The sequence below is a fragment of the Vicinamibacteria bacterium genome (assembly GCA_035570235.1).
GTDB lineage: Bacteria > Acidobacteriota > Vicinamibacteria > Fen-336 > Fen-336 > DATMML01.
The window spans coordinates 223,724-234,701 of sequence record DATMML010000091.1 but is presented as its reverse complement, the minus strand read 5'-3'; the positions used below and the strand labels follow the sequence as shown (position 1 = coordinate 234,701).

General features: G+C 69.5%; 9 protein-coding genes. 2 read left to right on the top strand and 7 right to left on the bottom strand.

Annotation, left to right across the window (positions count from 1 at the left end):
- Window positions 1-1,150: HD domain-containing protein (locus tag VN461_17415; GenBank protein HXB56555.1), on the top strand; the 1,150-nt coding region annotated here is incomplete at its 5' end.
- Window positions 1,151-1,185: 35 nt separating this feature from the next.
- Here the strand turns inward: VN461_17415 and VN461_17410 are convergent.
- From VN461_17410 to VN461_17400, 3 genes are read right to left on the bottom strand one after another with little or no spacing between them, the layout of a single operon-like run.
- Window positions 1,186-2,718 carry a peptide ligase PGM1-related protein gene (locus tag VN461_17410; GenBank protein ID HXB56554.1) on the bottom strand — a complete coding sequence of 511 codons (1,533 nt, stop codon included), beginning with the start codon at window positions 2,716-2,718 and terminating at the stop codon, window positions 1,186-1,188.
- Between the two features lie 9 nt (window positions 2,719-2,727).
- Complete coding sequence (locus VN461_17405) at window positions 2,728-3,897, bottom strand: hypothetical protein (protein ID HXB56553.1); 1,170 nt, start codon at window positions 3,895-3,897, stop codon at window positions 2,728-2,730.
- Between the two features lie 29 nt (window positions 3,898-3,926).
- The gene (locus tag VN461_17400) at window positions 3,927-5,027 is read right to left on the bottom strand and encodes a carboxylate-amine ligase (protein ID HXB56552.1); all 1,101 of its coding nucleotides are present in this window, start codon (window positions 5,025-5,027) and stop codon (window positions 3,927-3,929) included.
- A gap of 119 nt (window positions 5,028-5,146) precedes the next feature.
- Between VN461_17400 and VN461_17395 the strand changes: the two genes are divergently transcribed.
- Window positions 5,147-5,626: a YbhB/YbcL family Raf kinase inhibitor-like protein gene (locus VN461_17395; protein ID HXB56551.1), complete on the top strand. Its 480-nt coding sequence runs from the start codon at window positions 5,147-5,149 to the stop codon at window positions 5,624-5,626.
- Window positions 5,627-5,668: 42 nt separating this feature from the next.
- Here VN461_17395 and VN461_17390 read toward each other — a convergent pair whose 3' ends face one another.
- From VN461_17390 to VN461_17375, 4 genes are read right to left on the bottom strand one after another with little or no spacing between them, the layout of a single operon-like run.
- On the bottom strand, window positions 5,669-6,511 hold the full coding sequence (locus tag VN461_17390) for a radical SAM protein (protein ID HXB56550.1): 843 nt from the start codon (window positions 6,509-6,511) through the stop codon (window positions 5,669-5,671).
- Between the two features lie 50 nt (window positions 6,512-6,561).
- The gene (locus VN461_17385; GenBank protein ID HXB56549.1) at window positions 6,562-7,842 is read right to left on the bottom strand and encodes an APC family permease; all 1,281 of its coding nucleotides are present in this window, start codon (window positions 7,840-7,842) and stop codon (window positions 6,562-6,564) included.
- Between the two features lie 4 nt (window positions 7,843-7,846).
- On the bottom strand, window positions 7,847-9,190 hold the full coding sequence (locus tag VN461_17380; GenBank protein HXB56548.1) for a hypothetical protein: 1,344 nt from the start codon (window positions 9,188-9,190) through the stop codon (window positions 7,847-7,849).
- A complete protein-coding gene (locus VN461_17375; protein ID HXB56547.1) occupies window positions 9,191-10,975 on the bottom strand; it encodes a gamma-glutamyltransferase family protein in 1,785 nt (594 codons plus the stop codon).
- Window positions 10,976-10,978 lie beyond the last annotated feature (3 nt).

Sequence of the window (10,978 nt, the reverse complement as noted above, 5' to 3'; positions counted from 1 at the left end):
ACTGGAGGCCGCGGTGGACGTCTCGATTCCCCGCCGTGATTCCAAGGTGGGGCCAGGGCACCGGGGGATCGCGGTCATGGGCGACCCCGGACTCTCGGTCGAGGAGGCCTCCCGGCGCCGGGACTTCACGATCAACGCGCTGCTCTGGGATCCCTTATCGGGGGAGGTGCTCGATCCCCATGGAGGCCGCGCCGACCTCGCGGCCCGGCGCCTGCGCGCGGTGGACCCAAAGACCTTCGGCGACGACCCCCTCCGCGCGCTACGGGCGGTCCAGTTGGCGGCGCGCTTCGAACTCGAGGTGGATCCCGCCACCGCGGGCCTTTGCTCGGCCATGCCCCTCGCCGAGCTGCCCCCGGAGAGGATCTTCGGCGAGTTCGAGAAGCTGCTGCTGCAGGCCCGCCACCCCTCCCGCGGTCTCCACCTGCTGCACGCTTGGGGGATGCTGAGGGCGGTGGCCCCGGAGCTTGTGCCCCTTGGTGACACCCAACAGGATCCAGAATGGCACCCGGAGGGTGACGTCTGGGCGCACACCCTGCAGGTGGTGGACGAGGCGGCGGCCATCATCATCGATCTGGACCGGCCGCGGGCCCTGGCCGTGATGCTGGGCGCGCTCTGCCACGACCTGGGCAAGCCGGCCACCACCAGGCTCGAGGAGGGGCGGATCCGCTCCCGCGGGCATGAGGAGGCGGGCTTGCCCCCGACCCTGAGCCTCCTCGACCGTTGGAGCATCCACACCTGGCTGGGGTATGACGTGCGGTCTCAGGTCTTGGGCCTGGTGGCGCACCACTTGAAACCCGGCGAGCTCTACAAGGAGCGGGAGCGCGTCTCCGACGGCGCGATCCGCCGGCTGGCCCGGAAATGCGAGCCCGAGCTCCTCTACCGGGTGGCGCGGGCGGACTGCCTCGGTCGCGCTCCCGGACACTTCCCGCCCCTGGCCATGGAGTGGTTCCGGGAGAGGGTGCGCGCCCTCGGCGTGGCCTCGCGTCCCCCGGAGCCGCTCCTGCGCGGCCGCGACCTCCTCGCGCTCGGGCTGGCCCCGGGGCCCGAGGTGGGGCGGATCCTCCGCGCCGTCTACGAGCGGCAGCTGGACGGGGCGGTCACAAGCCCGGAGGAAGCCCGCGCAGAAGCCCGCCGGCTCCTGGGCCGCTAGGCAGCTCGGGGGGGCCCTTCGCGCGCGAGGGCGCGCTACCGACCGTGGGCGGCCTCGCGGTCCAGCACCGCCAGCGTGCGCGCGTAGAGGTCGTCCACCTCCTCGGGACTGTTGGCGATGGCGGTCATGCCCAGCTTCCCGTACTCCGAGAGGGCCCCGATCAGGTGGAAGAGCACGCCGGACTCGCTCCCGTGGCTGTAGTGGAGCTTGTTGATGGTGAGGATCTCCACCAGGTCCTCGGGGAGCAGGCCGCGGTAGGACTCGGATTGGAGGTTGTCGGTGGCGCGGTAGTACTTGGCCTGGCCGGAGGGGGAAAAGAAGAGCCCGGTGCCCGGGTCGAGGGCTCCCCCGGTCAGGAATTGCAGGGCGAGGTAGGGATGGGTGGTGCCTCCCATGCGCAGGTTGATCTCGAGGGCGAAGACCTTCCAAGCGTCCTGGGGACGCTCGCGGCAGACCATGAAGTCCACCCCCAGGCGGCTCACCACCCCGTGCCCGCAGAGCACAGCACCGATTCGGAGTCCGGCCTCCTGGATGGCCAGGCGATACGACTCGGCGGCGGGGAAACGGCAGCCCAGGAAAACCTGACCGCTGGGGCCGCCCAGGATCTGGTCGTGGGTGGAGATGGTGGTGACCTCGCAGGCCGGACTGACCCGGAGCTGGGTGCTGGGAGAGGCCTTGTGCGTCCCCTCCAAGAACTCCTCCACGATCCCCCCCATGCGGGAGAACTTCTCGAAGTAAGCCTCGGGGGTCTCGGTGGCCACGGAGAATTCGACCTGGCGCAGGGCCCCCCGGATCGCGTCCGGCCCGCCCCCTTCCGGGTAGCGCAAGATCGCGTTCCCCTCCCCGGAGAAGCTGTCGTTCAGCTTGATGACGGCCTTGGTCAGGCCCGGCCGGCGTGCGCGCAGCTCGAGCAGCGCCTCCTCGACCTCCTTCGGGTGGTGGAGGTCCTCGACGCCCAGGGGCAGGTCCACCCCGGCCTCCCGGAAAACCTTTCGGCTCCCGGACTTGGTACCCAGGTGGGAGAGCCGGGGGTCCGCCCCGTTGAGGGGGATGCCCAGGAGGACGGCCAGCTTCCGCTCGTGGGGAGTGGAATTGAAGACGGTCAGGTAAGCCCGGGAAGCATCCACGATGCCGGCCCGGATCCGCTCGATCAAGCGCGGGCGCTCCAGGATCTTTTCGGTGAGGGAGCGCGGGGAGGCGTCGTCCGCACAGAGGAGGGTCAGACGGGAGCGGGCGTGGCTGGCGGGGATTCCGGCCAGGAACTGCAGGTAGTACTCGAGGATCATGGGGTGTACGGGCTGGGAGGTCACGTACACCATGCGGGCGCGGGGGTTGCGGAGGCGGATGAGGAGGAAGAGCAGTCGCTCCTCGTAGAAGCTCGCCCCCGGCAGCTTCTGGAGCTCGCTCTGGTCGAGGGTCAGGGAGGGCACCACCACCGAGGTGTGGGGCTCCTCCTCCCGCATGGTGAGGGCGTTCCAGACCTCCTGGAGGCGTGGCTGCACCCTCTCAAACTGAGCCATCTCCTGCTCGAGAGTGAGGTCTTTCGCGAATGGAGGCTTGGGAAGCAAGGCCTCCCCTCAGAAGGGGTCGGCGCTGGGGACGGCCCCCGGGGAGCCCACCGCGGCCCGGTCCAGGGTTTCGAGGACGTTCTCTTCGCGCACGTCTACGCCCAACCCCAGGGCCTCCGCCCGCCGCCGGACATGGCGGAAGAGATGGAAGCGCAAGGGGGCGAGGAGGGTGTAATCCGAGGTCACGTGGAGCCGCTGGTCGCTGTTCTCGTCCGGATAGGTTCGGGTCAGGATCTCCAAACGTTCCTGGTACCACTCGTTCGTGACCTCCCCCCGCTCCCGCTTCTGGTTCAGGATCATCATCTGGCGGAAGCGGTCCACGATCTCGGGGTGGTGGTTGACGGCGAAGATCCGCGGCAGGATCCCCGCGCGATCGCGCGCGAACTCCAGCATGGTCAGAGCCTCGCCCACCGGACCCCCCACCCCCAGCGCCTCGTAGCCGATGGGCAGGATCCCGGCCGGGAAGCCGCTCCCCTCGGGGATCAGGTCGAAGAGCCGGTTCTCGGCCACCCGCAGCCTCCGGCCGTCGGGTAGCTCGCCCGCGAAGCGCCGGAACCAGGGGTGTTGGCGGGCCTCGGGGCTGAGCACGTTCTCGAGGATGCCCGTGCACTTGCCCTTCTCCGGGCCCCGCAGCACCGGCTGCGCCGCCCCCGACCATCGGCACATCACGCCGAACGTGTGGCAGACCCCGAGGAGGGCCGCCTCCTCGTGGGCGCGGATGGCGTCGAAGAGGCGGAAGGTCGGCTCCTCCCATCCTGGATCCTCGCGGATCCCCTGACTCCCGTACGCCACCCCGTCGTTCTGCCGGGGGTCGAGATGGCCCGGCCCGCCCGTCCCCACGTAGAGGCGAAACCGGTCCCCCGGCGGCGCGGGCACCATGCGGTGGCCCCGCACGTCATAGGAGAGGGCCCGAACTCTGAGCCCCGTGCCCGCGAGCGGGGCCATGAGGTCGCAAGCCGCGTCGATCAGCGCGTGCACGATGGAGTCGTGGCCCAGGTTCGGCCAGCCACGGTTCATGTCCAGGATGGGCACGTCGATCGTGGAATCACCGGGCGGGGGGACGTCCTCGGGCCGCTCCACCCGGACGTAGCTGAACACGCCGCCGGGCGCGCTGGCCGGACATTCGCTGACGCAAGACTGCTGGCCGTACTGGATCTTGTGGAGACAGGAGAGGGGCACGCTTTAGGGCTCACCCATGGAGCCCCAGTCTACAGGCCCCTCTTGGTCTCGTCCACCAACAGATCCACCACGGCGCGCAGATCACCCGTGCGCGCGAAGGCGGCGAGCTGGCGGTCGGCCCCCGTGTCTCCCTCCGTGGCCCAGCGCCGGAGCTGGTGGATCTGCTCCCGGGACCCGAGCCCGTCCACCACGTCGTCCACGAAGTCCAGGATCTCCAGGATGAGACCACGGGTGGGGGCCTCTTGTTTCAGCCCGAAGTCGATCAGGCTGCCGTCCAGGCCATTCTTGAGGGCCCGGAACTTGTTCTCCATGATGATCGCCCGGTGATAGTTGCGAGTGCCCAGGTTGGATTCGAAGAGGCGATGAAGCTTGGCCACCAGGGCCTGGATGAGGGCGGCGATGGCTATGGTCTCCTCCGCCCGGCAGGGGATGTCGCAGATACGGAACTCCAGGGTCTTGAAGTAGGCGTGGGGCCGGAGGTCCCACCAGATCTTCTTTCCGTCGTCGATGCAGTTGGTGCGCACCAGAAGCTCCACGTACTTCGCGTAGTCGTCCCAGGAGTACATGTAGTCGGGGATTTCAGTGCGGGGGAAACGCTTGAAGATGGTGCTGCGGACCGACTTCACCCCCGTCTTGCGGCCGCACCAGAAGGGGGAGTTCACAGAGAGGGCCAGGAGGTGCGGGAGGAAGGCTCGGGCCGCGTTCAGGATCTGGATCTGCATCTCCCGGTCCTCTACCCCCACGTGTACGTGGAGGCCGAAGATCAGGTTGGCCCGGGCCAGGTCTTCCATCTCGTTCACGATGTCCTTGTAGCGGACGCGGTCCGTGATCTCCTGGTCCTTCCAATGGCTGATGGGATGGGTGCCTGCGGCCACGATGCGGGTGCCGCTCCCCTCTGCCATCGACACCAAGGCGCGCCGCAGCCTCCGCACCGCCTCCGCCGCCTCGTGGATGTCCGCGCAGACCGGAGTCCCCACTTCGACCACGCTCTTGTGGAGCTCGGGCTTGATCTGTTCCCCCAGATGGGCCCCCGCGGCCAGCATTTCCTCGATGTGGCTCTTCAGCAGGCGCGTCCCGGGGTCGATGATCTGGAACTCCTCTTCGATCCCGAGCGTGAACCGGTTGGGCATGGCGGGAAGGCTCTTCGTGATTGTATCAGCCGGGCTCGGACCGGTCATGAAGAGCTGCGGCGGGGAGGTGCTTGCAGGCACTCTCCTCCCCGAGGTATTGAGGAGGAGGAGGTGCGGCCATGACCCTGTCTCTGACCTCCCCCAGCTTCGCCCCCGGGGGCTCCATCCCGTCTCGCTTCACGTGCGAGGGCAAGGACGCTTCACCGCGCCTGGTTTGGTCGGGGGTGCCCCCCGATGCCAGGAGCCTCGCCCTCGTCGTCGACGACCCGGACGCCCCCGATCCCCGCGCCCCGAAGATGACCTGGGTGCACTGGATCCTCTACAACCTGCCCCCCGGGGCCACCGGTCTGCCGGAGGGGGTGCGGCCAGGGGACCTCCCGGGCGGAACGCGGGAGGGGGTCAACGACTGGGGACGGACCGGCTACGGCGGGCCCTGCCCGCCCGTCGGCCGTCACCGGTACTTCCACAAGCTCTACGCACTCGATCTGGTCCTGCCCGACCTTGTCCGCCCCACCAAGCCCAAGCTCGAAAAGGCGATGGAGGGCCACATCCTGGCCCGGGTCGAGCTCATGGGCACCTACGAGAAGAGCGGCGGCTAGGGGGGCTGTGCAGCCGACCGGCGAGCGCGTGGTGGGGGCCGCTCAGGCCGCGCCGTAGACCTCGGCGGGCAGGCCGAGGGCGCGCACGCGCTCCGCGATCTCCTCCAGCCTGTCATCGCCAAGGGCGCCCACCCGGGGGTCCGCCGGCCGGCGGGCTACCGTGTAGACCTGCACCCTATCGATGCGGCCCCCCGCCCCCATGAGCGCGCGCAGCCGATCGCAGTAGGCCACGATCTCCCCCGCCTCCGGCCCCCGCCCCTCAAAGGTCAGGAACAGGCTCTGGATCACGATCGGGCGCGCCCGGGCCACGAGGAGCAGGTTGTCCAGGATCCTTTGCAGGGGGAGGCGCGTGCCGTCCACCAGGTGGAAGTAGCCCTCCGTGCCCGCATCCAGCTTGCACCAGACCTCGTCGAAGTGAGCGAGGGCCGTACGGACGCGCTCTTTCTGGAAGAGGGTGGCGTTGGTGAGCAAGCGGAGGGGGACAGAGAGCCCCCGACGGTCGCGCGCGACCCTCACCGCCCGCGCGGCCTCCGGGAATTCGGGGGGGGTGGTGGGCTCGCCGTCTCCCGCGAAGGCGATGTCGGCCACGCGCCGGAGGGCGGGCAGGACGCGGTCGAAGGGGGCCGCGTCCCAGAGGACACCGCCCGTGACGCGCTCGAGCAGGTCATCCAGCTCGGCCACGAGGTCCTCCACCCCGACCGCCGAGGGCCCCCCCGGCGTCGTGCGGTCCACCTGACAATAGGGGCAGTCGAAGTTGCAGACCTTGTCCGGGTTCAAGTTCACGCCGATGGAGAGGCCGCGCGCCCGCCGCGACACCACCGCGTAGACGTACCGGTTTGCGCCCAGGTCGCGCCGATGGTCCTTGAAATCGAGAGTCCGGAGCATCACGCCATCGTAACCGATGGGGTGCCCGACATCCTGGGGCGGGACCGGGTTCAGGCCGGACGGGTTCGGGGTCGGGCCAGGCGGGTGAGACCGAGGCCCATAAGCACCGCGCCCCCCGCGACCAGCACCTCGCGCAGGGTGGCGCCGAAGGCCACGAGGGCGATGCCCAGGGCCAGCGTGGGCAAGGCGAGCCAGGCGTGTCCGGGCCGGAGACCGCGGTCCCCGCGCCGGGCCAGCACCACGAGGGAGGCTGCCGTCACCCCGTACTGCATGAGCACCGCGATGCTGGAGAGCGCGAAAAGCTCCCCCAGGTCTCCGGCCTGGACGAAGGCCGTGACCAGGGCCCAAGTCACGATCAGGGCCCGCATGGGCACGCCGTTCGGGGCCAGCCGGTCGAGGTCGAAGAGCACGCGCTCGCCGCTGGCCAGGGCGGACAGGTAGCGTGGGGTCGTGACCATCATCCCGAGGGCGATACCGAGGGCAGACACGCTCGTACCCACGCCGACCAGCCGCGAGAAGTCGGGCCCCCCGTAGACCCCTGCCGCCTCCGCCAGGGGCGCTCCCGCCCCGGCGAGGTTGGGAAGGGCCGTGACACACACCCAAACCAAGCCCACGTAGAGAGCCATGGACAGGATGAGGGAGCCCACGGTGGCGACGGGTATGGCCTTCGCCGAGGACCGAACCTGGCCCGCAATGACGGGCACGATCTCGAAGCCCTGGTAGGCGAACATGACGGTCAGGCCGGCGCGCAGCCAGGAGACCTCGGAGCCTCCAAGCGCCGAGGGTGAAGCCGGGGCGCCCCGGAAGGCCAGGAAAACGGCCAGCAGGGCCAGGAGGGGGAGGAGCTTGAGGACGGTCAGCGTCGTCCAGACCCGGGCGGAGATGGAGATTCCGGAGGCCACGACCAAGGCGAGGATGGTGACGAGGGCGGTGGCGGCGAGGCGCAAGGCGAGCGGGCTCGTGAGACCGAAGGAGGGGGCGGTCGCATTCGTGAGGCCCACCATCACCGCGGAGGCGGAAAGGAACGCGCTCACGTATGCCACCCAGCCCACTAGGAAGGAAGCGAAGTCGCCAAAGGCGGCCCGCGCGAACACCACCGGCCCTCCGTCCTCGTCGAAGCGCCGGCCCAGAACCGCAAAAGCCAGGGCCACCGGCAGCAAGGCCAGGCCCGTGAACGCGAAGACGAGGACGTTGGCCAGCCCGGGAGCCTGCTTGGCGACGGTGGCGGGGGCGAAGAAGATCCCCACCCCCACGATGCCATTCACGCCCAGGGCCAGGAGCTGGAGGGCCCCCACCGGGCGCTTTTGATTGAGGCCGGGGGCTCCCGTCACGAGCTCACCTCGGCTCCACGAGGAAGGAAGGGACTTGGCCTCCGCCCGAGGTCACGTTGGCGAGCGAGGTGCCGGAGAGGCGGGTCAGGAAACCCTCGACCTCGCCGTTGAAGACGTAAGGGTCCAGGTCCACCACGAGGTCGCGGAATCGAAGCTCCGGGGCCAGCTCGGGGAAGCTCTGCCGCCGCAACTCCACCCTGTCCTGCACCACGTAGGAGGACTTGAGGGCCTCCGCGAGCGCGGCCTCCCACTCCGTGGCCGAGAGCTCCCAGCCGATGAAGACCCCCTTGCCCCCGTACTCGTCGTTGGGCTTCATGACCAGCTGGTCCCGTTGATCTCGGATGAAAGCAGGAAGATCCACGGCCTGGCCGTGGCGGAGCGTCCGCCCCTCGCGCACGCGCCGTGTCCAGGGGATGTGGGCCTTGATCGCGGCCCGCTCATCGTCCGTGAAGAGCGGCTGCAGCTCGTCGTCGGTGAGGACCGCGAAGATCGACTTCTTGTGGAGGGGCTTGCATCGAAAGGGATTGACCATGATCACCGCCCGGTCTTTCACGGCCTGGACCAGGGCGGGGAGCTCCTGGATCCGTTCCAGGAGCTCGTTGACGAGGAGCCGCTTGTAGACGATGTCCACGGCTTGACCCTGCCACCGCAGGACTCCTCCCTCATAGGTGAGCTGGCGGGGGTCACACACGAGCGCGGAATGGCCGCGGCTCGCGAAGAACTCTCTGGCCATGTGGTGCTCGGTGCGGGTGGGCACATCGTCGTAGTCCACGATCGCGATGGTGGGGCACTCTTTCCCGCCCCCCGCCTCCCGATAGCAGGCGAGGAGGGTCTCGAGCAGCCGTTGCTGGGTGTCAAAGCGGCGGAGCCGGTAACGCTCCTGGAACTTGCGGAGGATGGGCAGCTCCAGGAAGACATCGGCCAGGACCTCCGCGTAGCCGGCCCCGGCTGGGGTCTCCGCGTTCAGCTCCACGAACTGGTAAGCGGAGGTGGTGAGGAAGGAGTCGAGGCGGGAGGTGGGAGAGGAGCGTCGGTAGCCGGGGTCGAGAGCGACCAGCGCGCGCTCCTCGGCGGTGAGATCCACGCGGTCCCAGAGGTCGCGCCCGAGCGCGGCCTCCACCTTTTCGATGGCCCGGAAGATCCCGCGGCAGACCCCCCGGATCTGGTCATAGACGGCGGGAGAGACGAAGTTCGGCCGCGGGAACGAGCAGAGCATGCGCCCGCCAAAGGTCAGATTGGCGTCGCGCATCCGGTCGAAGAAGCGCTCCTCCAGCTCCTGACCCAGGCCCTTCTCGTCGCGAAGGAGGGAGTGGTAGTCGCGGATGGCCTGGTCGGCAGCAGAGTCCATCTACCAGCCGGCGATGGCCCGCTCTCCCCGTACGTCCGCGCCCCCGAAGAGGGTGCCCGTCTGCGGATCGATTCCCACCGCCGTGACCGCGGTGGGCATGCGGAAGGGGCCCACGATCCGCAGGTCGTGGCCGCGCCGGCGCAGCTCCTCCAGCACATCCCAGGGCACCCGGCTCTCGATGGTGAGCACCCCGGGCTGCTCTCGATGGTCCCGGAAGGACTGGCGCATGTGCTCGGAGTTGATGCGGGGCGCCTCGATCGCCTCCTGGATGCGGAGGCCAAAGTCGATGTGGGCCAGGAGCACGTTCAAGTTCTGCTGGTCTTGGCTGTCGCCCCCGGGCGTGGCGAGGGCGAGGTAGGGTCGGTTGTCCTTGAGGAGGATGGTGGGGGTGAGGGTGATGCGTGGCCGCTTCTTGGGGGCCACCACGTTCGGGCTCTTGGGGTCCAGGCTGAACTGCTGCATGCGCTGGGACAGGGGCACACCGGTGTCGCCGGCGATGAAGGCCCCGTCCAGCACCCAGGCCCCGGAGACCACTGCGGAGAAGAGGTTGCCCGCGGCGTCCACCGCGTTGACGGCCGTGGTGTCGCCGGTGGCGCCCGAGGGGGGGCCGGTGAGCGTGGACCCCAGGGCGGGCGGGTTCGCCCCCCCCGGGCTGCCCGGCCGGTGGGCATGCGAGGCCACCCGGGGATCGATCAGGTTTCGCCGCGACGCCGCGTATTCCGTAGAGAGCAGCCCCTCGGTGGGCACGGGTACGAAGTCGGTGTCCGCGTAGTAAGCGTCGCGGTCATCGAAGGCGAGCTTCATGGCCTCGGTCACCGTGTGGAGGTAGTCCGCGGATTGGAAGCCCATGGCCCGGAGGTCAAATCCCGAGAGCAGATTGAGGGTCTCGAGCATCACCGGCCCCTGCGTCCAGAAGCCGGCCTTGTAAACGTCGTAGCCCCGGTAGGTGGCCTTGGCCGGCGGCTCCACCCGACCCCGGAAGGTGGCGAGGTCCTCGGCGGAGAGGAGGCCGCCCCCCTCCCGGGTCGCGTTCACCAGCCGCCGGGCGACGTCGCCCTGGTAGAAAACGGCGCGTCCCGCCTCCATGGCCTTGGCCCGGTCCTTCGAGCGCTTGAACGCCGCCTCCTCCGCGGAGGCAATGGCGCGCAGCGTGCGGGCCAGGTCGGGCTGGCGAAAGATCTCGCCGATCTCGGGGACCCGGCCTTTCGGGTAGTAAACGGCCATGGTCGACGGATAGCGCTCGCAGTTCTTGCGTTCGCGGACCAGGGCGTCATGGAGGATGCCGTACATGGGAAAGCCGTCCGCGAGTTCGATGGCGGGGGCCAGAACCTCGGAGAGGCGCTTGGTGCCGAACTGGGTGAGGACGATGGTTACCGAATCCAGCACCGCGGGCACGGTGGCGGCGCGAGGGCCGTGGAAGTCAATGTAGGGCTGACCGGCCCAGACCTCGGGTTTGGCCTCGGCGGGGGCCACTCCCTGGCCGTTCACGACCAGGACCCGCCGGCTGCGAGCATCGTAGAGCACGACCGGGGCCTCGCCCCCGAACCCGAAAAGCTGGATCTCGCTCACGCTCGCCGCCAACACCGCCGCTACCCCCGCGTCGAAGGCGTTGCCACCTTCGCGGAACATCCGCATCCCCGCTTCCACCGCGAAGTGGCGTCCGGCCGCGATGGCGTAGGACTTGGCGTTCACCTCCGCCCGCATGGTCTGGGCGGCAGGGGCCGGCGAGGTACTGGCCAGAAGCAAGACAAGGGAGGCGGGGGGGGCGCAGCGGGAAATGGTCACGGG